24 protein-coding genes and 3 pseudogenes are annotated in these 23026 nt (G+C 52.8%); 17 read left to right on the forward strand and 10 right to left on the reverse strand.

The annotated features are described in order from the left end of the window. The first annotated feature begins 100 nt into the window (after positions 1-100). Both ACR0ER_RS22315 and ACR0ER_RS22320 read left to right on the forward strand, forming a co-directional pair. Positions 101-769 carry a response regulator transcription factor gene (locus ACR0ER_RS22315; RefSeq protein ID WP_480770788.1) on the forward strand — a complete coding sequence of 223 codons (669 nt, stop codon included), beginning with the start codon at positions 101-103 and terminating at the stop codon, positions 767-769. Continuing rightward, a complete protein-coding gene (locus tag ACR0ER_RS22320; RefSeq protein ID WP_480770789.1) occupies positions 766-2133 on the forward strand; it encodes a sensor histidine kinase in 1368 nt (455 codons plus the stop codon). The genes ACR0ER_RS22315 and ACR0ER_RS22320 overlap by 4 nt, the downstream gene beginning before the upstream one ends. Positions 2134-2371: 238 nt before the next feature. Here ACR0ER_RS22320 and ACR0ER_RS22325 read toward each other — a convergent pair whose 3' ends face one another. Further along, entirely contained in the window at positions 2372-3265 is an 894-nt protein-coding gene (locus tag ACR0ER_RS22325; RefSeq protein WP_480770790.1) for an AraC family transcriptional regulator, read from the reverse strand. A gap of 168 nt (positions 3266-3433) precedes the next feature. Here ACR0ER_RS22325 and ACR0ER_RS22330 point away from each other — a divergent pair, with 168 nt between their 5' ends. Beyond that, a complete protein-coding gene (locus ACR0ER_RS22330; protein ID WP_480770791.1) occupies positions 3434-4387 on the forward strand; it encodes an SDR family oxidoreductase in 954 nt (317 codons plus the stop codon). Between the two features lie 162 nt (positions 4388-4549). Here ACR0ER_RS22330 and ACR0ER_RS22335 read toward each other — a convergent pair. Together ACR0ER_RS22335 and ACR0ER_RS22340 are read right to left on the reverse strand one after the other, a co-directional pair. Then, positions 4550-4675, reverse strand: a pseudogene (locus tag ACR0ER_RS22335) (IS6 family transposase); the annotation flags it as partial. 53 nt (positions 4676-4728) lie between these two features. Continuing rightward, positions 4729-5436, reverse strand: coding sequence for an IS6 family transposase (locus ACR0ER_RS22340; RefSeq protein WP_480770792.1), 708 nt, complete (start codon positions 5434-5436; stop codon positions 4729-4731). Positions 5437-5899: 463 nt separating this feature from the next. Here ACR0ER_RS22340 and ACR0ER_RS22345 point away from each other — a divergent pair, with 463 nt between their 5' ends. The 11 genes from ACR0ER_RS22345 to ACR0ER_RS22395 all read left to right on the forward strand — a co-directional run bounded on the left by ACR0ER_RS22345 (position 5900) and on the right by ACR0ER_RS22395 (position 16118). Further along, positions 5900-6070, forward strand: coding sequence for a Flp family type IVb pilin (locus tag ACR0ER_RS22345; RefSeq protein WP_480770793.1), 171 nt, complete (start codon positions 5900-5902; stop codon positions 6068-6070). A 144-nt stretch (positions 6071-6214) separates the two neighbouring features. Further along, entirely contained in the window at positions 6215-7030 is an 816-nt protein-coding gene (gene cpaB, locus ACR0ER_RS22350; RefSeq protein WP_480770794.1) for a Flp pilus assembly protein CpaB, read from the forward strand. Positions 7031-7053: 23 nt separating this feature from the next. Continuing rightward, complete coding sequence (locus ACR0ER_RS22355; protein ID WP_480770795.1) at positions 7054-8610, forward strand: pilus assembly protein TadG-related protein; 1557 nt, start codon at positions 7054-7056, stop codon at positions 8608-8610. Between the two features lie 4 nt (positions 8611-8614). After that, positions 8615-9121, forward strand: coding sequence for a TadE/TadG family type IV pilus assembly protein (locus ACR0ER_RS22360; protein WP_480770796.1), 507 nt, complete (start codon positions 8615-8617; stop codon positions 9119-9121). Beyond that, complete coding sequence (locus tag ACR0ER_RS22365) at positions 9118-9819, forward strand: TadE/TadG family type IV pilus assembly protein (protein WP_480770797.1); 702 nt, start codon at positions 9118-9120, stop codon at positions 9817-9819. The genes ACR0ER_RS22360 and ACR0ER_RS22365 overlap by 4 nt, the downstream gene beginning before the upstream one ends. Positions 9820-9843: 24 nt before the next feature. Next, the gene (locus ACR0ER_RS22370; RefSeq protein ID WP_480770798.1) at positions 9844-11052 is read left to right on the forward strand and encodes a CpaE/TadZ family protein; all 1209 of its coding nucleotides are present in this window, start codon (positions 9844-9846) and stop codon (positions 11050-11052) included. Positions 11053-11066: 14 nt separating this feature from the next. Next, positions 11067-12455, forward strand: coding sequence for a TadA family conjugal transfer-associated ATPase (locus tag ACR0ER_RS22375; RefSeq protein ID WP_480770799.1), 1389 nt, complete (start codon positions 11067-11069; stop codon positions 12453-12455). A gap of 4 nt (positions 12456-12459) precedes the next feature. Continuing rightward, complete coding sequence (locus ACR0ER_RS22380) at positions 12460-13431, forward strand: type II secretion system F family protein (RefSeq protein ID WP_480770800.1); 972 nt, start codon at positions 12460-12462, stop codon at positions 13429-13431. A 10-nt stretch (positions 13432-13441) separates the two neighbouring features. Next, a complete protein-coding gene (locus ACR0ER_RS22385) occupies positions 13442-14443 on the forward strand; it encodes a type II secretion system F family protein (protein WP_480770801.1) in 1002 nt (333 codons plus the stop codon). 345 nt (positions 14444-14788) lie between these two features. After that, positions 14789-15640: a helix-turn-helix transcriptional regulator gene (locus ACR0ER_RS22390; protein ID WP_480770802.1), complete on the forward strand. Its 852-nt coding sequence runs from the start codon at positions 14789-14791 to the stop codon at positions 15638-15640. Further along, positions 15630-16118 (forward strand): A24 family peptidase, encoded by a 489-nt coding sequence (locus ACR0ER_RS22395; RefSeq protein ID WP_480770803.1) that lies wholly within the window; start codon positions 15630-15632, stop codon positions 16116-16118. Before ACR0ER_RS22390 ends, ACR0ER_RS22395 begins: the two co-directional genes overlap by 11 nt. Before the next feature lie 481 nt (positions 16119-16599). Here the strand turns inward: ACR0ER_RS22395 and ACR0ER_RS22400 are convergent, their stop codons facing one another. The 3 genes from ACR0ER_RS22400 to ACR0ER_RS22410 form a co-directional block, all read right to left on the reverse strand. Beyond that, positions 16600-17850, reverse strand: coding sequence for a sensor histidine kinase (locus tag ACR0ER_RS22400; RefSeq protein ID WP_480770804.1), 1251 nt, complete (start codon positions 17848-17850; stop codon positions 16600-16602). 77 nt (positions 17851-17927) lie between these two features. Then, positions 17928-18587, reverse strand: coding sequence for a response regulator transcription factor (locus ACR0ER_RS22405; protein ID WP_170336929.1), 660 nt, complete (start codon positions 18585-18587; stop codon positions 17928-17930). A 38-nt stretch (positions 18588-18625) separates the two neighbouring features. Beyond that, positions 18626-19315: a PepSY domain-containing protein gene (locus tag ACR0ER_RS22410; RefSeq protein WP_480770805.1), complete on the reverse strand. Its 690-nt coding sequence runs from the start codon at positions 19313-19315 to the stop codon at positions 18626-18628. Positions 19316-19469: 154 nt separating this feature from the next. Between ACR0ER_RS22410 and ACR0ER_RS22415 the strand changes: the two genes are divergently transcribed. Further along, on the forward strand, positions 19470-20621 hold the full coding sequence (locus ACR0ER_RS22415; RefSeq protein ID WP_480770806.1) for a hypothetical protein: 1152 nt from the start codon (positions 19470-19472) through the stop codon (positions 20619-20621). 258 nt (positions 20622-20879) lie between these two features. Here ACR0ER_RS22415 and ACR0ER_RS22420 read toward each other — a convergent pair whose 3' ends face one another. From ACR0ER_RS22420 to ACR0ER_RS22430, 3 genes and pseudogenes are all read right to left on the reverse strand, one after another. After that, positions 20880-21068, reverse strand: a complete 189-nt coding sequence (locus tag ACR0ER_RS22420; RefSeq protein WP_480770807.1) for a hypothetical protein — start codon at positions 21066-21068, stop codon at positions 20880-20882. Positions 21069-21301: 233 nt separating this feature from the next. Next, positions 21302-21580 (reverse strand): annotated as a pseudogene (locus ACR0ER_RS22425) (DDE-type integrase/transposase/recombinase); the annotation flags it as partial. Positions 21581-21618: 38 nt separating this feature from the next. Then, complete coding sequence (locus tag ACR0ER_RS22430) at positions 21619-22266, reverse strand: IS6 family transposase (protein ID WP_480770808.1); 648 nt, start codon at positions 22264-22266, stop codon at positions 21619-21621. Here ACR0ER_RS22430 and ACR0ER_RS22435 point away from each other — a divergent pair. Further along, positions 22186-22419 (forward strand): hypothetical protein, encoded by a 234-nt coding sequence (locus ACR0ER_RS22435; RefSeq protein WP_480770809.1) that lies wholly within the window; start codon positions 22186-22188, stop codon positions 22417-22419. The two genes, ACR0ER_RS22430 and ACR0ER_RS22435, sit on opposite strands and share 81 nt — an antisense overlap. A gap of 93 nt (positions 22420-22512) precedes the next feature. After that, a complete protein-coding gene (locus ACR0ER_RS22440; RefSeq protein WP_170329814.1) occupies positions 22513-22755 on the forward strand; it encodes a glycine zipper 2TM domain-containing protein in 243 nt (80 codons plus the stop codon). Between the two features lie 105 nt (positions 22756-22860). Here ACR0ER_RS22440 and ACR0ER_RS22445 read toward each other — a convergent pair. Continuing rightward, a pseudogene (locus tag ACR0ER_RS22445) lies at positions 22861-23026 on the reverse strand (IS6 family transposase); the annotation flags it as partial.

The following is a 23026-nucleotide window of genomic DNA, read 5'->3' on the forward strand; positions in this document are numbered from 1 at the left end:
GTAGCGCCACCGTGATTGTAAATAGAACTGTGGGGTTGATTCCCCCTCCCATCTGGCAATCATGGAGCGCCAACCTTGCGCGAAACTTGCAGGAGACCCGATGCGGATTGTCATCGTCGAAGACAACGAGACCCTCGCCAAAGCTATTGCTTACCGCCTTCGTGACCGGGGACATGCAGCAGAAGTGCTTGTGGATGGCGATGAGGCTGACTTGTATCTTGCACAAGAGGGCGCAGACTTGGTTGTTCTGGATATCAATCTACCGGGACAGTCAGGGCTGGAGATCCTGAAATCTCTTCGCAACCGTGGTGACGGGGTACCAGTGATCCTGCTTACCGCGCGCGCCGAAACAAGCGACCGGGTTTCGGGTTTGGACATGGGTGCCGATGACTATCTGGTTAAGCCATTCGAAATGGACGAATTGGAAGCACGCATCCGGGCGCTTTCTCGACGCAAAGAACTCGACTACGGAGCAAAGGAGAGCATCGGTGGCCTAGAATTCGACCGCGCTGCCCGTCAGGTTAGCGTGAAGGGCGAAGTTATGGATATTCCGCGGCGAGAAATCGCGGTGCTTGAATGCTTGTTGGAGCGCCGGGGCAGAATTGTTCCCAAAAGCCAACTCACAGATTATGTCTATGGCGTGGGTGCAGATGTCGAGGCCTCGGCCGTTGAGCCTCATGTATCTCGGCTGAGAAAACGTCTTCAAGATCTGGGAATTAGAATAAAGACAGCCCGTGGTCTGGGGTATTTGCTTGAGGTGCAGAAGTGATCAATCACGGCTCGCTTAGGTTAAGACTTTTCATTCTTATCCTTACCCCCTTGGTACTAATTGCCGCTCTGCTTGGTCTTTGGCGTTTTATGATCGCCCAGAATACGGCAAAGGAATTGTTCGACGATAGCCTGCTATCTGCGGGCCTCGCAATATCGCGAGATGTTGCGATTTCTGGGGGTGACGCGCTTTCACCAACTACGCGCAGCATGATCCGCGACGCGTCGGGCGGAGAGATTTTTTACCATGTGACGGGGCCCGGCGGCATCTATGTAACAGGCTATGCCTACCCTCCGGCAACCACCAACCTGTCTGCTCAAGAGGTGTATAAACCGCAGTTTTTCGAAGCGCTCTACCGCCAGGAACCAGTTCGCGTTCTTAAGATGACGGAACGAGTGACCATAGACAATTTAATCGGAGATGCGACAGTTACAGTCTGGCAACGTATGGCGGATCGCAATGCGTTTGCGAATGAACTGTCAATCCGCGCAGGAATTCTCATGGGAATTCTGCTGGCCACCCTCGCCATTGTGGTATGGTTCGGCGTCGCTCGTGGCCTTAGGCCCTTGTTGGATTTGCAAGACGCAATTGACCTGCGTTCACCGGATGACCTCAGTGAGATTAAGCGCTCTGTCCCACTCGAAGTTCAAGGAGTCGTCAGAACCCTGAACCGGCTTTTTGGGCAGGTGGAAAAAAGTATCAACGCCCATCAAGTGTTTATTTCCGAAGCTGCACATCAGCTGCGGAATCCAGCGGCCGCCGTGCAGTCGATGGCCGAAGCGCTGCAGGACGCGAAAACGGATGACGACCGAGAAAAACGCATCTCAGAGCTTGTGGCTGCTGCAAAAAACTCAGCGACGGCGGCTGAACAATTGTTATCACTAGAAAGGCTCAGGCAGCCGACGCACCAAGACCAAATGGATAAAATTGACTTCCGCTCGGTCGTGGAAGAGGCCTGCGCGGAGATGGGAGTTCACATCCTCGCAAGGGGTATCGAGTTTGATGTCACGATACCCGAGACGGCGGTCACGGTATTTGGCGACCGGGTTTTTCTGATTGAGGCTCTAAAGAACCTGTTGGACAACGCAGTCAAACACGGTGGCACTATGTTGAGCCAAGTTTCAGTTGCGCTGCGGTGTGACGGCAAATACGCCAACCTGACTGTGACCGATGATGGTGCTGGCCTTTCGCCGGACCAAAGCGAAGCGGCATTCAATCGGTTTTCTCAATTGGAGTATTCCGAGGGCAGCGGATTGGGGTTGTCAATCGTCTCTGCAGTGGCGGAGCGCCACGGAGGAATGGTCGAAATCAACCAAGTCGAAAAAGGAGCGAGCATTACGCTTGAGCTTCCCATAGTCCTGTAAGCTGTTTCTAATTTCACTCGGAACCCAAAACCAGTTAAAGTCAACGCGAGGTTTTGCGGTTGCTGCGAAAGTCAGTTTTTCACCCTGAGCGACAAAAGCAGCTCTCAAAATCTGTATCTATGTCGTCTTTGAGCTCCACGCGGTGATTCACTGCAACTTGCTTGAACGTCTGCTTTGCGGACAAAGCTTCCGTTCGCTGCGGTGGCTCCAAGGTCCGCTCTGCTCACGCAAGTCAGCCTCAAGCAACTTTGACCAGTAGTTTCTGTGCCTCTCCCCATTGCCTCGGCGATTGCCCATACATGCGCCTGAACTCACGACTGAATTGGGACGGGCTGACATAACCAACGTCCATTGCGGCTTCGTTCACAGGCATCCCGCCCGCGATCTTCATGGCGGCGATGTTGAGGCGCATCGACTTAACGAACTGGATTGGTGCCATCGTCGTGACCTGCTTGAATTTGCGATGGAAGACCGCCCGGCTCATGCCCGCTCGGCTTGCCATATCGTCAATCGAGATCGGCGCATCCAATTGTGACGACACGTGCGCAATGGAACGTGCGATGGCGTTGCCAGCACCGAATGCCTGCCGTGCGAAGGTGCCAGCTTCTCCCTTCAGGATCGAATAGAGCAGCTCACGCAATCGCGCCTCGCCGAGAACCGCTGTATCCGTCTCGCTGTCTCCGAGCCGCAGTAGCCGCAGCAGCGCTTCGGTGAACCAATCGTCCCATCGCGCGAGCCTAATTCCCGGCTCCCGCAGTCCTCCTTTGACCGAAGGCAGAACGCCCCCGGCATTTTCCATCTCCATCGCCAGCTCGGCCATAACACGTTGTTCCAGCGAGATCATAACCCCGTAGAGAGGGTTGTCATGCGAGGCCAAAGGCGTCCCCGCCTTGACCGGCATCGACATTGGACAGCAGAGATATTGACTGTTGTCGTATTCGTATCTTCGGCCACCCAGAACCGCTTCCTTCACACCACTCACGATGGCCACGATACAGGGCTCGTAAACGGCTGGAACACAGGGGATTGATTGCGTGGCGCGAAACAGCCGTACACCCTTGATGCCCGTCTCGGTCAGACCGTCCGCTGCGGTTCGGTCTGCGATGATTTGCTTGATCTGATCCTTGCTCATAAGAGCGTTGTAAAGGCTCCAAATCGATGCTGACAACCACCTTGATACAATCGGGCAAGTATTTGCGATAATCTCGCCTGTTTCTACGCTCTGGCGAGAGCTATCAGCATTTCCATGCTTTAACAAATTTCACTCGGCCCATGCGCCAACGCGGATAGGAGGCAAAAAATGCCAGATACCACATTTGGACCCAAAGGCTGGATGCCTGAGCGCCTCGGCGATCTCTCCGGCAAGACCTACCTCATCACGGGTGCCAACACCGGTGCCGGGTTACAGGCCGCGCGGACGCTTCTTAAGAAGAACGCTAAGGTTGTAATGTTGAACCGTTCGACTGAAAAATCTCAGGCGGCTGTTGCGGACCTGAAGAGTGAGTTCGGCAGTGAAGCAGAAGTGATCTTTATTCGCATGGACCTGGCCTCGCTCGTAAGCGTACGTGAAGCTGCGGACGAGGTTCTAAATTCCGTTCCCCAGATTGATGCGCTCATCTGCAATGCTGCCATCGCGCAGGTGCCAACCCGCAGGCTGACAGAAGATGGGTTCGAGAGCCAGCTCGGCACCAACCATTACGGTCACTTCCTACTCTGTGGTCTTCTGTTTGAGCGGATCGAAGCCTCGAAAGGTCGGATCGTTGTTGTCGCCAGTCTCGGCTACAACATGGGTCTGAAGACGATCAAGTTCGGCGATATGAACTGGGAGGAGGGTTATGGCCCGAACACCGCATACTCGCAAAGCAAGTTGGCGCAAATGATGTTCGCTTATGAATTACAGGACAGGCTTGCCACCGCCGGGCGCACCGAGGTCGAGGTTTATGTCTGCCATCCCGGCTCGTCGGCAACGTCACTGATCAGTACGAGCGGCAGCCGGACGATGCGGTTCATCTGGTTGCTGATGACCAAGACACCGATGGTTCAAACGGCCGAGCAAGGGTCCTATCCCGAAGTCATGTGCGCCACAGAAGAGACTTTGACCGAACAACGCGCACTCTACGGACCAACAGGCCGCTTAGAAGTCGTTGGCCCGGTCGGCAAGGGTAAACTGAACCCACACGCGTATGACAAAACCGTCATGGCAAGGCTTTGGGAGGTCACTGAACAAGAAATAGGCTTGAAGTGGGAGATTTGATCCAACGGGTCCCGTGCGGCTGTTGATGCTTCACCCACAATCGGACATTCGTGCACCGTACAGCATTTAGTAGAATGGGCTCAGAGCGGACCTTCGCTGCAGTTGGCCCGGTGCTGTCAGACGAATTCGAACCAGTCTCAGTTTGGCGTGGAAACCGCGAACCTATCCGGAAGATAGCTGACGCCCCTCGGCAAGAGCGGCGGAGCGCGTCAGCTTGAAGGTATCTCGACTGGCTAGCGATCTTTCTTGGTTGAAGTGGTTGTAGACGGAGGAGTGGACGGAAGCGAAGGTGCTGTCAGACAAATTCGAACCAGTCTCAGCTATGCCATTAGAGCTGCCCTTTATGCCGCACCAAGTTCGCGCCACTCGGCAAGAGCGGCGGCGCGGGTCAGCTTGAAGGTATCTCGGCTGGTCAGCGATCTTTCCTGGTTGAAGTGGTTGTAGATAAAAAAATGGACGGAGGCGAATTTCTGTAAACTTCGCATGCGCCTGAAACGCTGCATCGCGCGTTCGCGTCGTCGAAACGGCAGGTGCGAGTTCTCAACGCGGTTGTTGAGCCACCTGCCCGTCCTTTGTTTTTCGAGCGATCCTAGTTCTCTGAGGGCAGCCCTGTAGGATGCAAAACGATCCGTCACGATCTCATCGGCGCAACCATGGCGCTGCATCAATTTCCTGAGGAATTTCAGTGCAGCCTGCTTGTTTCGGCGTTTGATGACAATGGCTTCCAGCACCTCGCCTTCATGATCAACGGCCCGCCAAAGATAATGCCGCTTGCCATTCACCTTCACGAAAACCTCGTCCACGTGCCACTTCCATTTAGAGAACGTGCGCAGCTGCTGAACACGCTTCCGTCTGATCTCAGCAGTAAACATCGGCCCGAATCTGTTCCACCAATATCGGACGGTTTCGTGGCTAACGTCGATCCCGCGTTCGTGCAGCAAATCTTCGACATTCCGAACCGAGAGAGGGAAACGGATGTACAGCATTACAGCCAAGCGAATGACCTCTGGACTAGTCTTGAAGTACTTGAAAGAGGCAGGTCTGGTCATGGGCAAAAGCTACGCAACCGCCCTGCCCCGCTCAAGCAAAGTTCTTCTGACAAGACCTTCCGAAGTGAAAGTAAAAACCTAGTTTTAAGCACCGCTGCCAACGGATGATCTCAGGACTGGTTTTGAAGTACTTAAATGGCGATCATTTACTCACAAGCCGAGGCTACGAAAGCCCCCTGCCCACCCCAAGGTAAATTCTTCTGACAAGACCTCTCTGACTAGGTTCGAATCAGAATTCCAGTTGCGACGCCCGCGAACAAAATCGGGCAAATCCGTGGCTGAAAAATAGCCCATGTGCCAAGTAATTCACCCTATACGTGTATTTCTCCCAGCTTTGAATGATGCGTACTCAAGCCCGAGGGCCGTACCATTGATGCATACTCCGTCGAAAGTTGGGGGGGTAAGACCGCCGCTAATTTGTACGGCAACAGTGTGAAACTAATAAGTTTTCTAGGAGAGTAAAATGTTGAAACTTTATGTAATCATGAAAAGCCTAGCACGTGATGAGCGCGGCGCGACCATCGTCGAGTACGGGGTCGCACTTACCGTCGTCACAGCCATCGCTGTTCTCACCCTGACGAACCTGGGTGCTGACGTGAACACTCAATTCACCGAAGCAGAAGGCCTGATGTAAGCGCCTGTTTGAACGCAAAGTACGCGGTGCAAGTGGTGCCGCGTGCTTTCCACCCATGACGGGATTTCTTGATCCATCGGCAAAGTGTGACCGTTCAAAGCGGCTCATTCGATGAACGCAAAGAAATAGCTGAAGGAGAACGAGATGAGACTTTCTGCCATTTTCACTGCATTGACGGGATTGGCCGTAGCCGGAGGATCAGTTTACGTCGCTCGCGACTACATCCGGTTTGACACCACAACAACCAGTGTCGGAACTGAAAGTGAGACTGTCAGCGTGGTCGTGGCATCGCGCGACATTTCATTTGGCGAGGAAATTAACCCAGGTGCGTTGACAACAATCGAGTGGCCCCGTGGCGCTCTTCCCGTTGGAGTTTTTACTGGCTACGACGACCTGATCGCCGCCGCCAACATGCCGACCCGACGTGCTCGCCGAGCGATTACTCAGGGTGAGCTCATCCTGAGTAACAAGGTTTCTGATTTTGGTGAAAAGGTCACAATCGTTCAAACCATCGGTGCGGAACACCGTGCTATGGCGATCGAAGTAGATGCTGAAACAGCTGTCGGGGGTTTTGTCACGCCAGGTGACCGTGTCGATATCGTGATGACGACCGGCGAGAAAAAGAACATGCAAGCCGTGACCATTCTGCAGAATATTCGGGTTATCGGCGTCGATCAGGAATCTGACGAGCAGACCGACCAGCCAGTAGTGGCGCGAACGGTCACGGTTGCAGTCACACCTGATCAAGTCCAACGCCTGGCTTTGGCACAACGCGCGGGTCGGCTGAGTCTGACGTTACGGTCCATCGATGACACCGAAGACAAGGCGCTAACTATGACACGCCTGAATGATCTTCTTGTTGACGAACCAAAAACCCCAACGGCCGTAGACGAACCTGTACGTCGAACCGTAATCCGCGTTCGCCGCGGCACCGAAGTGACCGAAGCCGTCATCAATTGAACCTGTCAAAGAAAGTGTCAATCGTGTTCTTCGCAAATATCATAAGTCATTTCCGTCGCTCTGAAGATGGCGCGATCCTGGTATTTGTCGCAGTGGCGCTGTCGGCGATGATAGGTATGGCGGCTCTCGCCTTTGACATTGGACGCGTCACTACGACTCAGTCCGAATTGCAAAGCTTCGCGGACAACGTGGCATTGGCGGCCGCTGGAGAATTGGATGGGCGGCCCGACGCAATCACTCGCGCGACGAATGCAGCGGCGAGGATGATCCGTGATCGCCAGACGTTTGGGGTACGCAACAAGGATCAGCTTCTTTCCGGCTCTACCGACTACCAGCTGCAGTTCTATGAAAGTCCGACGGACAATTCGACGGAACCTGCACAACCTGCGCAGTTGTTGGACACCTCCGACGCCGCAAGCGCATCCATCGCATCTTTCGTCCGCGTGACAGTAGACACACACGAAGTCGAGACGCCTCTGGCGGCAGCAACGGCGGCTCTCATCGGTAATTCGCGCCCTTTCGCCACTGTAAGTGCCGAAGCCGTTGCAGGGTTTACGTTGTTGGCCTGCGACATCACTCCTATGTTTATTTGCTTGCCTCAACCAAGCTTGGACTTGTCTGAAGGCCAGCTTGTCAAAATGGTGAGCCAAGGCGGCAATGATCAATGGGGGCCGGGCAATTTCGGCTTTCTCTCCGCCAACCAGAATCTGGCGATCGATACTGCTGGCGCTTGTGCTTCTGTACCGCCCGGTCAGGAAGACTCATGTGCGTTGGCCGCGTCACGTGCTGTGTCCATGTGTTTTAGTCAACGGGCGGTGGAAACCCGTCCTGGCCTGAGTGTTGGCAATATGATCGCAGGATTTAACACGCGGTTTGACAGATTTGAAGCAAGCGCCGGACAATTCCAGAATGACAGACGCTACGACGTCGACAACTTCGCCGCATCCCCGCATGTTCTGGACGGTTGGATTACGTCTGCAAACGGAAACAACTGCACCAATGAAAAGGCCCCGCCCTACGAAATTGACGGCGTGATTGATCCCACTGCAACGGTTGGTTTGCCTCTGGATGACTGCTTCGATACCGGCGGTTGCCCCTCATCACGCGTTGGCGATGGCAACTTTTCGACGGGGCTCGAAGATTATCTGACCATTAATTACGGCGCAGATTTCAGCAACCCCGTTCCGACTGGTGTTCCAGTCTGGTTCCCAACAAACGGAACGCGGCACGAAATTTATAACGCAGAAGTAGCCAACCAAGCCGCACTGGAAGCCATTCTGGCGGCTGGCGGCAAATCCGAAAGCAGCATGCCTGCTTGCCAGCCCCCTTCGCCCTCGCGCGCAAATCCCCGTCGTCGTGTCATCACAGTGGCTGGAATTGATTGTGCCACCTATGAAAGCGAGCTGAACGGAGGATCGGGCTCTATCCCGGTGACAAGTTTCATCGAGATGTTCCTGATCCGTCCGTCCGAGGCGGGAAGCACCGGCGCCAACGCCGTCATCTATGGTGAGGTCATCAAGATCGTATCTGACGGATCTGGCGGCGGCGTAATTCACGATCTGGTTCAGCTTTATGAGTAAGGTCATGTTTGTACTGTCGAAATATATTCAACAAGAAGCCCTTCGACTTAAGAAGGACCAATCGGGCGCATCCATTATAGAGTTTGCGATCCTGCTTCCGCTCATGTTGGCGACATTTGCCTTGATCGCCGAGGGTGGGCGTTTGTTCTGGTCTTATCAAAATGCGATCACAGGCGTTCGGGACACCGCGCGATACGTCGGGAGAATTGCACCGTCCGACCTGTGTGCGGCGTCGCCAAGTGCTGCGATCAGCGATTATCAGACGGCTGTCTCCAACACTCTGTCGTCGCTTTCGACCACAAACATCACCATAGGATTGGACGATCTTTCACTCGAATGTGTCGGGACCTCTGGCGAATATCGTGTTTCGCCCACACCTGTGGCCGTTCTCACTGCGTCACTGACAATTTCGGATCTTCCGTTTGCGCCTTTGTTCCAACTGGTTGGTGGCGCCGAACGGACGCAGATCCAGACCACTGTAACAGATCGCAGCCGGGTGTTTGGACCATGACCCATCGTATTGATCGCATAAAGCGGGATGTGTCTCGTCTAACCCGCAATGAAGACGGTTCAACCATCGTGGAGATGGCGGTTGTCCTGCCCTTGTTCCTTCTGATCTTTCTGGGCCTGATCGACTTCGGAAGGCTCGCGTTTCACTATATAGCCGCGGAAAAAACTGCCCAGGTTGCAGCCAGAATGGCAGCCGTTATGCCGCCCGCCTGCGACGGTATACCAACAACCAACTTCCGAGGCGGCTATACCGATGTTTCCGGACCGCGTTTTGGTACAAATTGCAGCTTTGCGACTGGGGTCTGTTTTGCACCTACATTGGAGGACTCGACCTGCGATGGCGATGATCCCGCTGGCGTCGCGGCGCAAACCACCAGGACTGAAATTTGGAATATGCTTCAGTTTGCAGTTCCCAATGATCCTACAGCCAATTTTGACGCCGGAAACATTGAATACACTTACGAATTCGATCCCCAGATGAATTTCCTTGGCGGCCCCTATGTGCCTAACGTCACGGTCACCATCGAAGCGCTTCCTTTCCGGTTCGTATCTCCGTTGGGGGCGCTTGCTGCCCTGGCGGTGGGTGGTGATACCCCCCAAACCGATGCACTGACCGATGCAACCACGGATTTCAAGATTTTTTCCGATTTCAGCGCAACCCTTCCAGGCGAAGACCTCGCCAACGGAACCAACGGTTGAATGTTAAAAAATAGGAGCTGCAATATGACCCACAAATCATTGGCCCTAATCTCTGACAACGAAGCGATCATTAGCTCAGTCACCAAGGCAGTTGATCGCTTAGAGGATCATTCACTCGAAACGCTTACCGGAACATTATCTTCGGTAAACGGGCATGCGAGCCAGTTGCTGAATAACAATGATCTCTTGGTGTTCACGCTTTCTGAAGATGTGGATATGGAAATAGTCAGCGACCTGCGTCGTAGTGCTGGCCCAAGTGCTACCATTCTTGCGCTCAGTGACCGAGATATCTCTTTGTCTGATGCCCGAGCCCTGAACAAGGTGGGCGTGGACGAAATCCTACCATTTCCCATAGGGTCAGAGGAACTAAGAGAACAGATTCAAAAGCTTACAGTCGACAAGTCTCTGCTACCGGCTATTTACAACCCTCAAAAAAAGCGTTTGGGGCAAGTTATCAGTGTTTGTCCGGCCCGTGGGGGTATCGGCGCATCAACGCTGACAATTAACCTTGCTGACCAATTGCAAGGCTACTCTGGCATTTTCAGGAAAAAGACGCAGAACAAAGTCGCCATCGTCGACCTGGATCTGCAATTCGGAACTGTTGCTACAGCCTTGGACCTGGAACCGTCCTCTGGGCTATTGAGGATGGCCCAACAAGGTGTGAATCCGGATCGGACCTTCCTTCAACAATCGTTGGTGCAACACGCATCCGGACTGGAAGTTCTTAGCGCACCCGAGGATTTCATGCCTCTGGACGCCCTGACACGTGAACAAGTCACCGCGCTAATCGAGGCATTGCGTCACGATTTCGATTACGTCGTTATCGATCTGCCGCGCATTCTGGTTGATTGGATTGGTGCTGTCGTGACCGCGTCTGATCGGATGTTAATGATCGGAGACAGCTCGGTTTCTTCGGTCCGCCAAGCCTGTCGCCTGATTGACTTCTTCACGAAGGAACGTCTCGCTCCTCCTGTTGAGATCGTGTTCAGCCGGGAAGCGAAGCCGACTTTTCGCTCAAGTCATCACGTAGAAGCGCAAAAAGCACTTGGTCGCGAGTTGCGGCATTGGCTGCCTTGTGATGCCCGTCACGCAAAACAAGCCCTGGATCAGGGACAGTTGCTTTCTCAGTCGGCAAACAACTGTGCCTTGTCCAAATCGATCCGAATGATGGGGCGCAAGATAATGAGTGAAACGAGTGGCGAGGCCAAAGACCTCAAAAACAACGCTGCTTAATTGGAGTAAAAGGTATGTTTGAAAAGTTTGCACGCGCCGGGCGCCCCAGTGAGGCAGAAGTTATCCAGTTGAGCCATCACTCAGAACAGAAAGCCGAGGAAGTTCAAGACGAACCCTCGGCTGAAGACAAGCAATTGGCCGATTGGCTAGAACTCAAAAGCACTTTGCACGAGGCGTTACTTGATCGACTAAACCTTTCGGTAATCGAAAAAGTCGAAAAAGATGTGCTCCGCCGCGAGGTGGCTGGGGTGGTCAGCAGCGCACTATCTCAAACGGGCAAGCCGCTTAACACGGACGACTTCAATCGTATTGTCGACGAGCTTCTGGATGAAATTCTGGGATTTGGCCCGTTGGAACCTCTTTTGGCAGATCCTACAATCAATGACATTTTGGTTAACGGTTATCAGACTGTATACGTTGAACGTTTTGGTTTGCTGGAACGAGCCCCGGTGCGTTTTCGTGACGAAAAACACTTGCTGCGCGTCATTGACAAGATTGTCAGCAAAATTGGACGCCGCGTGGACGAACGCCAGCCTTGGGTAGATGCACGGTTAGAGGACGGAAGCCGCGTGAACGCGATTATCCGACCCTGTGCGATCGACGGTCCCAGCGTCTCTATCCGAAAATTCTCACAATCAAAACTGACAATGGACAAGCTGGTTGCGAATGGCGCGCTGAATGAAGGAGCTGCGCGGTTTCTGCAATCCTTGGTATACGCGCGCCTCAACGTTTTGATTGCAGGCGGAACAGGGTCCGGCAAGACAACCATGTTGAATGCCCTGTCGTCTTACATCGATCACGGTGAGCGTGTTGTAACAATCGAAGACGCGGCAGAATTGCAACTTCAGCAGGATCATGTCGTCCGCCTGGAAACGCGACCGCCCTCCCCGTCTGGCGACGGTCAGGTCATTCAACGCGATCTGGTACGCAATGCGCTCCGGATGCGCCCCGACAGAATAATCGTCGGTGAGGTTCGCGGTGCAGAAACCTTTGACATGCTGCAAGCTATGAACACCGGGCATGATGGCTCAATGACAACTGTCCACGCGAATTCAGCGCGTGACTCACTCGGGCGAATCGAGCAAATGGTCACTATGACCGGGATAGAATTTCCGGCAGCAGCCATTCGATCCCAGATCGCGTCTGGTTTGCATTTTATAGTACATCTGTCCCGCTTGGCGGATGGGTCACGCCGCGTCACCAGCATTTCGGAAATAACCGGGATGGAAGGTGAGATTATCACAATGCAGGACATCTTCGTGTTCCAGAAGAAGGGGCGCTCGGAAACCGGCGAGGTGATAGGGCAATTTGTGCCGACAGGTATTCGTCCGAAATGCTTTGATTTGCTCACGGCCGCCGGCGTCGATCTGGAGCCTGAAACATTCCGGGTATCAGGGGGTTAAAGTTATGCCTAATATCAACACCGTAGAACTCCTGAATTATCTGACACTCGTATGCGTTTTCGTTGGTATATTCCTGGTCATCACAGGTTTTCTGCATTTGGTTCGAAGAGGCGAAAACCACTCAGAGGCCCGCAACCGCCGCTTGCGCATGGTCCGGGGGGGCGTGTCTGACGAAGAGCGTCTTTCGCTTCTTCTCCCGGACGCACACACTGGACTCTGGTCTCGGGTCCCGTTTTTTGGAAAGCTGCCGGAAACACTGGTCCAGGCAGGGTTGCAAATATCGCCGCAGAACTTTTTACTACTGTCCGCATTTGGCACTGCTGTAGTCGCTATCGCTGGCGTATTCTTTTTTCCCGTCTGGCAAGCTATTCCCATAGCCTTTGTATTGGGCGCAGTCGTACCCGCGCTGATTGTCAAATCACGTCAGGCAGAGCGCCAAAAGCTCCTGACCGGCCAGTTACCCGACGCCTTGGAACTCATGGCGCGTGGACTAAAAATTGGCCATCCGGTAAACACCTCGATCAAAGCTGTCGCGGATGAGATGCAAGACCCAATCGGGACTGAATTCGGGATTATCTTCGACCAGATAAGTTTCGGGGACGAGTTGCCTGATGCTGTTCAGGACTTCGCTGACCGTGTTGGCTCGGAGGACGCGCAATACCTGGCTGCCAGTATGGCAATCCAGCATGGTACCGGCGGTGATCTTGAACGGATCGTTACCGTTCTTGCCACTGTTATCAGAAGACGGATTGCTTTGCGCGGACGTATCAAGGCAATCTCCGCTGAAGGACGTCTGTCCGGGGTACTGCTGTCGATCATTCCACTGGTGATCATGGGCATAATGTCTGTCAACGCGCCGGGATATTACACCGATGTGAGTGACGATCCGGCGTTCATCAAACTCGCCGTGCTGGTTGTGGTTTTGATGATCTCCAACGTCGTTGTACTGTACAAGCTTGTTAATTTTCGCATTTGAGGTGAGTCACATGGATCGCATTCTGGAAATGATGTCACTTCGCTTTGGCCTACCTGCTGAAACGATTTTATTAACTGTTTTTGGCCTTGGCGTGTTGTTAGTTTTTTTTGCGGTAAGCTCAGCCCTTAGCCGACGGCATCCTGCGGCGGTCCGTATCGCCAACTTGCGTGCTCAACGGCTAGACGCGCGCAAGGATCGTGGCCTGTTGCGTGAGACAGTCGCTACGCCAAAGGGCCTTTTTAAGGCTGCACTTCCAAGCCGACAGTCTGAGCGTCGCAAAATTGAAGACAAATTGATTCAGGCCGGACTGACCAACCCAAACGCCTTACGCATCTACACGCTGACACGAGTCTGGTTGGGAGTTTTAATTCCGATGATTGTGGCTTTGCTTATCGTCGCTGCAAAAACGCCCGGAATTCCATTTCCCAGTTCAATTGCAGGTTTCTTTGAAAGCACCAGCAATTCCAATGCTATACAGCTTGTCGGGTTGTTAACTGGTGTAGGCTATTTCCTTCCCGCAATCTGGCTGAACCGCCGCAGAAAAGAGCGCCAACAAAAGATCCGAGACGCGTTTCCAAATGCGCTCGATCTTTTGCAGATTTCTCTGCAGGCCGGAATTGGGTTTGACGCTGCGATGACCCGGGTTGGGAATGAACTAGCCGCAGCTTCACCGGATCTTGCATTTGAATTTTTGAGCACACAACATGAGATTCAGGCCGGGCGGCCACGCGGGGATGCACTATCCGAGATGGCGCGACGCACCGGCGTAGACGAAATTCGGTCTTTCGCCACCGTCGTTCAGCAATCAATGCGGTTTGGAACAAGTATGTCGGATGCATTGACGACCTACGCTTCGGAAATGAGAGACTGGCGCGAAAACAGAGCGCAGGAGTTAGCCAACCAACTGCCCGTAAAGATGTCCGCAGTTCTGGCTGCGCTGATGTTGCCGACCCTGATGATTATTACTGCTGCACCGTCTCTGATTCGATACTTCCGGGGCTTTGGTGCGTAGCATTCGCCAATGCAATGCAACAATGATTAGGTCACATGGATAATGTTCCCAGATTGAAGCGCAAGAAGAGCATTTTGCAAACGCACTTTGATCAAAGACGCAAAATAGTGCAAGGTAAATAGGCACTTATGTGCAGTCTGGTCACTTTAAAAAACGGGCATTTGGTTGAGTAGCGAAGTCCACCAAAGACCGTCGGTTTAAAATGAACCGAATGCAAAAATCGAAAGTAGCGGGACGCAAACAGCTAAAGATATGGGGGCCGGCCACTTAAAAAGACCAGACATTTGGATGGGTGGGACTGTCTAAGGAAAGGCGTTGGTCGTGTTTTGACCAATGGTAAATAGTATGAAGGTTTTGTTTTCGGCGCATCACTCTGCGCTGGGTTCAATTGAACAAACCCAGGAACTTATGAAAGTTGTCGCCGCTCTTTGTCAGGCTTCACAGGGTAACGTTCCCTTGTTGAACGCGCTGCGTGAAACTGCGCTTATGATCGGAGCAGATGCTGTCTCTATAAGCCGAGTTGACCTAGCGTGCGGAAAGGGCTCAGCGAAAGTACTGAGCTATGACGCCAATCCGCAGCACGACCATTCAGGCAGCTTTGATTTCTGTGTGGCACCGATCGTCTGCGGAAAGAATATGAGCCGGGCCAAGCCGGGATCTGCTTGGTTTGGTACACTTGATGATTTCGCTGAACATGAGCATTTTTTCGAACTTTATAAAAACCGTCGGCTGTCGGAATCCGTTTCGATATTGCTGGAACGACGAAATGGGGACGCGGACTTTTGGGAATTGCATTTCTCTCGCCCGATTTCTACAGCATTGGAGAACATTCTGGCGCTTATTGGTCCAATACTCTCTGATTGTTGGAAAAAGAGGTCCCTTGGGCGGTTTTCCGAAGCGAAATTGTCGAGTGCGCGCAGAAAGTCGGTAAAGAAATACGTCAAGGACATCCTATCTATGGACAACCCTTGCCGCCTGAGCCGTGCCGAATATCGGGTATGCTTGTTGTTAGCCCGTGGCCTTAATAATGACGCCTTGTTATCCGAACTTTCAATTTCGATTTCTACTCTTCGTACGCATTTGCGCAATATCTACGGCAAAACAGGTACGTCGTCTCAACCCGAATTGATTCATGATTTGCTTACCCCGGCCGTGAAACCCCAAGTGTCAAAGTTGGGTGGATCACATGTCGCCTGAGACCGAGCAGTTAGGCCCGCTGATACTGATTGCACCGTTGTTGGTAATAATGGCTCTGCATGACCTGAAGAACCTCAAAATATCTAACCTACTCGTGCTGATTTTGCTTTTCGCCTTTTTGTTGTCAGCACCATTCTACCTTTCCTTTCAAGAAAGTATGCATCGGTTTCTAGGCGCGCTGATAGTGTTTGCCTTGGGAGCAATCGGCTTCGCATTTCGCCTTTGGGGTGGCGGGGATGTAAAGGCAATTGCCGCGCTGGTTCTCTTTATTCCCAGCAATGGGCTTCTTCATTATTTTAATTGTTTTGCATTCTCCATGGGCGCCGGAATGCTAATTGTTGTCTCTGGTCGTCATATTCTTGCCTACCCTGAATGTTCTTGGAGGGCCTTTCGACCAAAAGCTGGCTACCCTATGGGTGTATCTATCGCTATGTCGGGGATTTTATGGCTAGTGATTTCGTTAGCTATATCAACGTAAGATAATGTTAATCAAATTCGATCCAGTCTTATTTAATGTTAGAACCCATTGGTTTACGCACGGTGAACCTCTTCAAAGTTCGAAAAACGAGCGGTGACATACCTGCTCTTTTCTGGCTGAGCGATGTGAAGAAAGCGTGGACCCCATTCCCCTCAGGTCCCGGGTCTACACAAGTGTCGAAAACTGGTGAGTACAGCATTACGGCAAGACAAACGACTTAGGTTCTATGACCGCGTTCCCAAGGTCTTTCTCTCGGCCGTAGCCCTCGCAGTAACCCTCATCTACTGGTTATAAATCTTGCCTCCAAGACCTTTGGGCGAAAGGCCTAAGAAATCAGATTGGAAAAGAACAGGAGCAGACTATCAAAATAGACCGACCTCATCTTGGCTATGCCAGTTAAAAAACTCTTATGGAGCACAACAAACCGCGCTACTTACTTGGTCAGTGCACGTCGCCGGCGGCAAAGAAAATTGTCGTTTTTCTATCCAGAAACAATTGTATGACAAGCCAATCCGCCAAGGCGCTTCGATGTCTCTAACTCCAGTTTGCCACCGTATGCATTTATAAGATCAAGGGATATAGCCAACCCTAATCCTGTTCCGCTGACAGAGGTATCCAGACGTCTCCCAGACCGAAGCACCTCTTTTCGGGCGTCTTCTGGAATTCCAGGACCGTCGTCCTCAATGCAAAGTTCAATACCGTCTGCACATCGTTTGGCTGACAAGTGGATTTTTCCGCAACTCCATTTGAGAGCGTTGTCGAGGAGGTTACCGATCACCTCTTCTAAATCTTGGGCGTCCATTCTGACCCAAAGACCACGTTCGCACTCTGACGTGAGAGATTTACCTTCACGCTCTGCCATTACAGAGAACAATCGAGACAACCTCTCGACTGAATTGGAAAGGTCAGTTTTTGAGTGGGTGAGCTCGGCCGTATTTGACGCCCGCATTCGCGCAAGAGAGCGTTGTAGTTGAGCATCGATCCTACTCAAAGCATCGTCTGCAGGCACTGTGTCTACGCCAGTTTCTGACAAACTTGCCAATTCATTTCGGAGTATTGCCGTGGGCGTTTTAAGTGCATGCGCCAGGTCTGCCGCCTGCCTGCGGGAACTAGAAACAATCTCACGATTTCGATGAAGCAATTGGTTGAGGTCCTCCACGAGTGGAGCAACCTCTTCGGGATAACTCTCTGGATTTAGATCGTCCCCTTTGTCCCAGCGATGTCCTACATCTTCGCGCAACTTTCTTAAGGGGCCAATTATTGCAGACATTAGTAGAAGTGAGCTGGCAACTCCGATCAAGCCGATCAACACAAAAACCGGAAGCAGGTTATTTTGGGCAGCCCTGCGTTCGCTGATCAGTTCAAGCCTGCTTTCGGCAACAGATACTCCCCATTCTGTTCCATCTTCGAATGTGATCTTCTGGTAGATACTGCGGACTGCTTCGTTATCCGGCCCTAGAGTATTCCAGACCGCCGCCCCCTCGCCCGCATCTGAAGGTTCTGCAATCGTTTCGTCAAAGAGTGAGGCGGATGTAAAGGTAGCCCCACTGCCATCCGTCACCTGCCAATATCTGCCTGAAAATGGCGTGCTGTAGCCTGGGTCGAACATCAAATCCCGCAAGGCTTCTGGGTTATCCGTGGTGGCGCTAAGCCCAACAACAAGCTGCGTGTGCCTGTCGCGCAACGTCTCGTCGAACTGTTCCAGAACGCGGGTATTGATGTAGGACAGCACAACTAATGTCCCGACGCCTACGGACAACGCGCCAGAGGCGAGACCACCTAGCAAGGCACGCTGACGCAGAGATAGCATCACGCGGTATCGATCATGTAGCCGCGTCCTCTGACCGTCGTGATTAGGTTCGGGCCTAATTTTTTACGGAGTCGGGTTATGAAAACGGCAATGGTATTTGAGTCCCTGTCACCGTCATATTCGTAAATATGCTCTGACAACTCAGTTCGTGAAACCATGCGTCCTATATTGTGCGCAAGGTATGTCAGCACAGCTATCTCCTGCGCGGTCAGATCAACGGGAATTCCACCCAAGCTGGCGCGTCCGTTTCGCGTATCAAGAGAGACGTCCCCCATTTCAATCACCGGGTTCATTTGGCCACTCTGTCTGCGCAGGATTGCTCGGACGCGTGCTGCCAGTTCCGGCATGTGAAATGGCTTGGTCATATAATCATCCGCACCTGCGTCAAGGCCATCGACACGCTCACTCCACCCATCACGAGCCGTGAGAATCAGTACCGGAGTTTTGACGCCTGCGCTTCGCCATTCTCGTAATACGGAAATACCGTCACGCTCTGGCAACCCAATGTCGAGAATGATCATGTCATATGGTTCGGTCGCCCCCAAGTGCAACGCATCCGTCCCATTGTTGGCCACATCTACCACGCGGCCTTCTGCGCCCAAAAGCTTTTTGATCTGCTCGCACAGCTGCGGTTCATCTTCGGCCAGAAGTACTCTCATAAACAATAACTACAGCTACAGCGGCATTGGTTTAAGTACTATTTCTTGCCGTTGCCTTTGCCGCCGCCATTACCTCCGCTGTTACCGCCGCCATTGCCACCGCTGTTACCGCCGCTGTTACCGCCGCCATTGCCTCCGCTGTTACCGCCGCCATTGCCTCCGCCGTTACCGCCGCCATTGCCTCCGCCGTTACCGCCGCCATTGCCACCGCCGTTACCGCCGCCATTGCCACCGCCGTTACCGCCGCCATTGCCACCGCCGCTGTTACTCTTGCTGCTGTCACCACGGCTGGCCGCGGAACTGCGGCTCTTATTTGACTGGCCATTGCTATTGGCTTTTTTGGAATTAGTTTGCGCGGCCTTTGATATTTGACGACCTACGCTGGATCGATTGGATACCACCGCACCGGTCTGGGCATTCACCACCACACTGACGATCTTGCCATTTGGTTTTTTAACCAAAATACGATAATAGATTTCGTCCGCTAGAAATGCACGCGCATCTACCGGGGTGCCTCCAAAAGCCTTTTCAACGCCCTTGATAACCCGTTTCAAGCGGATTGTGTTTCCCGACAGAGTCGCTTTACGCAGTTCGCCTTGTTTGAGTTCGCGAGTGTCAGCAACCGCTTCCCCACTGGAAAAAGCAGTCACCAAGCTTGCTGCCAACAAGAACGACTTCACTCGCATCAAACCCTCGCACTTATCTGCCGAGAATACCCAACCCAACATGAACCATTGATGAACAAGCAGTTAGCCCTGCGTTCAAGCGCTCTCAAGTTAAATGTCACAAGCTATCAGTGATTCATACGCACTGCAGACGAATGGGCTCTGGGATTTGTCCTACAAAACCGGTGGCCGCGGGCGTTCTATTAAGGAGATTGACATGAAAGCCACCACATCGGGACTTCTGAAAGCTACTACATTGGCGATAGCACTGCTGGGATCGTCGGCCATTGTCGCCGCGTTTGCCGCCCCGGATATTGTCTATGCAAAAGAAGGCAAGGGCAACGGCGGTGGAAAAGGCGGTGGTAACGGTGGCGGAAAAGGCGGCGGTGAAGGCAAGGGCGGCGGAAAAGGCGGCGGCGAAGGCGGCGGAAAAGGCAACGGTGGTGGAAAAGGCAACAGCGGCGGAAAAGGCGACTCCGCCAAAGGTAAGAGTGGAGATCGCAGCTCGGCGGGCAAAAGTAGTGGCGGAAAAGAAGCTGGCAAAGCCCGTGATGGCCGCAGGGCCGGGGCGTCCAACCAAGGCAAGACAAAAACTAAGTCTGCACGTGCTACTTCGGGGAAAAACAATCGGTTTTCTTTGAAAGACCTGTTCAGCGGGAAAGGTAAAACAAGGACCACTGCAACATCTAAGAAGGGTGGTATCTTTGGTGGCAGCAAGCAAAAGCCCAAGTCACAAACAAGGATTTCTCGAACCACGGCTGTCGAAAAGTCTCTTCGCCCTGCCGTTCGAACCAAAGGCAACAGGATAGCATCACTTCTTGGGGCCCATCCGTCTGAATTGGGCGCGTTGAACGCGGCCAACGCAAGCGCAACCGCTTTGGCAAACGCTTCTCCCAATTCTCGCGTAGGTCGAATTGCCAACTATCGCGACACGGTACTGGACGGAGAACCGCTGCGTCAGGAATACGCGGATCAGTTGGAGGAATTTGCAGGGCTTGAGCCACCAGAGCGTGAAGTTTCTGAAATTGAGGAAGACCTGGAAGCCGCGCTGGATGATGTCCAGAACAATAGGCAACGGGTCGAAGATCTTGAACAGGCACTGGAAGACGCCGGTGGCACTGATCCTGAGATCGAAAACGAGTTGGAAGAAGCGCGTAAGGAACTGGATGACTCTGTCGAGGAAGCGCAGAACCTGAACGATGAAAGGGAGGCTGCCATCGAATATGACGAAGCAGCCGAAGAAGTGCAGGAACTGGCCGATCTTGTCGAAGAACAGGAATTGACCGAACGTGAAGCTCTGGAAGCCGCAGCTAACAAACCAGTCACCGATGCAGTTGAAGAAGAGGTTAAGTCGTTGCTGGGCCTTTAATTAAAGGGCCTCAAAACGCCAATACGATTTTCAATCAGTGCTCACTACTCACGGAAGTACTGGAAGTCGGGCCAGCCACGTGCTTTGGGAAAAGTGCAAATGGCTGGCCCATACTTTTCTTAAGGCGGGGTCTTATGGCGGACCTCGTTTGCGGTAAACCCAAAAAGAAACCCCGCCCTGGATCAGGGCGGGATTGAGTTTTCAATTCCGATAGGTTGGACGATTATCGGGAATTGTCGGGGGTCTGCTGAACTGCCTTCAGACTTTGTTTTTTGCCTCAAGAAACCGCTTGTTTTTAATGATATCGGTTAGTGCATTTTCTATAGGAGGGAAGCGGCCACAGCTCGCATTGGTCGTAGTTGGCAAACATTCTTCGGCAAGTTCACCGGAGGTTTGCGCCACAGCTCTTATGCTGGAGTCTTCAATCACAAAGGCAGATTTGATCATGCTTTTCCCCTGTTGGCAATCACACAGGCACCACCCGTCTGATCCAATATAAACAATATGCCGGAGAGTAGTTGAACACATTGGGAATACACTGTTCACGTTCAGTTAATGTTGTTTACGAAATAAGGACAAATGAACCAAAAGGCGTCCGAGGGGTACTGTAAGACAAATTCGAACCAGGGTGCTGTCAGACAAATTCGAACCAGTCTCTGGTAGGCCAGTATAGCTGCCCTTTATGCCGCACCAAGCTTGCGCCACTCGGCGAGAGCAGCGGTGCGTGTCAGCTTGAAGGTGTCTCGGCTGGCTAGCGATCTTTCCTGGTTGATGTGATTGTAGACGAAGGAGAGAACGGACGCGAAATTCTTCAAACTACGCATGCGCCTGAAACGTTGCATGGCGCGTTCGCGTCGTCGAAACGGAAGATGCGAATTCTCGACGCGGTTATTGAGCCACCTGCCTGTTTGCTGTTTTACGGGTGCACCAAGTTCTCTGAGCGCGGTGCTGTCAGACGAATTCGAACCAGTCTCAGTTTGCCGCAGAAATCGCGAACTTATCCGGAACAAAGTTGACGCCACTCGCTAAGAGCGGCAGCGCGGGTCAGCTTGAAGATGTCTCGGCTGGCGAGCGATCTTTCCTGGTTGAAGTGGTTGTATACGGAGGAATGGACGGCGGCGAATTTCTGCAAACTTCGCATGCGCCTGAAACGTTGCATGGCGCGTTCACGCCGTCGAAACGGCAGGTGCGAATTCTCGACGCGGTTGTTGAGCCACCTGCCCGTCCTTTGTTTTTCGGTAGCGCCAAGCTCTTTGAGCGCGGCTCTGTGTGAGGCGAAGCGATCCGTGACGACGTTTTCCGCTTTTCCGTGCCGCTTCATCAATTTCCTGAGGAATTTCAGTGCAGCCTGCTTGTTTCGACGTTTGGTAACAATGGCTTCCAGCACCTCGCCTTCATGATCAACGGCCCGCCAAAGATAATGCCGCTTGCCATTCACTTTCACGAAAACCTCGTCCACGTGCCACTTCCATTTGGAGAAGGCGCGCAGTTGCTGAACACGCTTCCGTCTAATCTCAGCAGCAAACATCGGCCCGAACCTGTTCCACCAATATCGGACAGTTTCGTGGCTCACGTCGATGCCTCGCTCATGCAGCAGATCTTCGACAATCCGAAGCGAGAGCGGGAATCGGATGTACAGCATCACCGCCAAGCGGATGATCTCAGGACTGGTTTTAAAGGTTTTGAAAGAGGCAGGTCTGGTCATGGGCAAAAGCTACGCAACCGCCCTGCCCCGCTCAAGCAAAGTTCTTCTGACAAGACCCTTAACCTAAGGTTTCTTTCATTAAGATTTGGTTAATCTCAAATCACGCAGACGCTGAAGCCTTGTACAAAATTCTGCCGAGAACCACCTAGTCAGGTGACTCATTTGGTAATTCGAAAGGCAACCGGTATGAAGAAGGTATTGATAGCCTGCGCGCTTGGCGGTTCACTACTCTTAGCTGCATGTGGGGCACCGACGACCCCAACTCAGGCTCAGGTGCAGCATGATGCTCGCTGTGCTGCTGGTGTCCTAGGAGGCGCTGCACTCGGGGGAGTGGTCGGAAACCGATTCGGCGGCGGAACTGGCAAAACCCTGGCAACCGCAGCAGGGGCAGGTCTTGGTATGTATGCAGGTCAATCAGCCTGCTACTGACTCTATAAATTCAGTGGCTTGCCTGAATTTTGTAGGCACTTGCGTTCTCGGGGGTGCTGTCAGACGAATTCGAACCAGTCTCAGTTTGCCGCAGAAATCGCGAACTTATCCGGAACAAAGTTGACGCCACTCGCTAAGAGCGGCGGCGCGGGTCAGCTTGAAGGTGTCTCGATTGGCTAACGATCTTTCCTGGTTGAAGTGGTTGTAAACGGAGGAGTGGACGGCGGCGAATTTCTGTAAACTTCGCATGCGCCTGAAACGCTGCATGGCG

The sequence above is a fragment of the Ruegeria sp. CH8 genome, from assembly GCF_056536985.1.

Coding starts and splice junctions, on each gene's coding strand:
- ACR0ER_RS22390 (WP_480770802.1), top strand. CDS start 14,789: ATGAAGGTTTTGTTTTCGGCGCATCACTCTGCGCTGGGTTCAATTGAA.
- ACR0ER_RS22440 (WP_170329814.1), top strand. CDS start 22,513: ATGAAGAAGGTATTGATAGCCTGCGCGCTTGGCGGTTCACTACTCTTA.
- ACR0ER_RS22375 (WP_480770799.1), top strand. CDS start 11,067: ATGTTTGAAAAGTTTGCACGCGCCGGGCGCCCCAGTGAGGCAGAAGTT.
- ACR0ER_RS22395 (WP_480770803.1), top strand. CDS start 15,630: ATGTCGCCTGAGACCGAGCAGTTAGGCCCGCTGATACTGATTGCACCG.
- ACR0ER_RS22420 (WP_480770807.1), bottom strand. CDS start 21,068: ATGATCAAATCTGCCTTTGTGATTGAAGACTCCAGCATAAGAGCTGTG.
- ACR0ER_RS22325 (WP_480770790.1), bottom strand. CDS start 3,265: ATGAGCAAGGATCAGATCAAGCAAATCATCGCAGACCGAACCGCAGCG.
- ACR0ER_RS22330 (WP_480770791.1), top strand. CDS start 3,434: ATGCCAGATACCACATTTGGACCCAAAGGCTGGATGCCTGAGCGCCTC.
- ACR0ER_RS22340 (WP_480770792.1), bottom strand. CDS start 5,436: ATGACCAGACCTGCCTCTTTCAAGTACTTCAAGACTAGTCCAGAGGTC.
- ACR0ER_RS22345 (WP_480770793.1), top strand. CDS start 5,900: ATGTTGAAACTTTATGTAATCATGAAAAGCCTAGCACGTGATGAGCGC.
- ACR0ER_RS22385 (WP_480770801.1), top strand. CDS start 13,442: ATGGATCGCATTCTGGAAATGATGTCACTTCGCTTTGGCCTACCTGCT.
- ACR0ER_RS22415 (WP_480770806.1), top strand. CDS start 19,470: ATGAAAGCCACCACATCGGGACTTCTGAAAGCTACTACATTGGCGATA.
- ACR0ER_RS22370 (WP_480770798.1), top strand. CDS start 9,844: ATGACCCACAAATCATTGGCCCTAATCTCTGACAACGAAGCGATCATT.
- cpaB (WP_480770794.1), top strand. CDS start 6,215: ATGAGACTTTCTGCCATTTTCACTGCATTGACGGGATTGGCCGTAGCC.
- ACR0ER_RS22405 (WP_170336929.1), bottom strand. CDS start 18,587: ATGAGAGTACTTCTGGCCGAAGATGAACCGCAGCTGTGCGAGCAGATC.
- ACR0ER_RS22410 (WP_480770805.1), bottom strand. CDS start 19,315: ATGTTGGGTTGGGTATTCTCGGCAGATAAGTGCGAGGGTTTGATGCGA.
- ACR0ER_RS22315 (WP_480770788.1), top strand. CDS start 101: ATGCGGATTGTCATCGTCGAAGACAACGAGACCCTCGCCAAAGCTATT.
- ACR0ER_RS22380 (WP_480770800.1), top strand. CDS start 12,460: ATGCCTAATATCAACACCGTAGAACTCCTGAATTATCTGACACTCGTA.
- ACR0ER_RS22360 (WP_480770796.1), top strand. CDS start 8,615: ATGTTTGTACTGTCGAAATATATTCAACAAGAAGCCCTTCGACTTAAG.
- ACR0ER_RS22365 (WP_480770797.1), top strand. CDS start 9,118: ATGACCCATCGTATTGATCGCATAAAGCGGGATGTGTCTCGTCTAACC.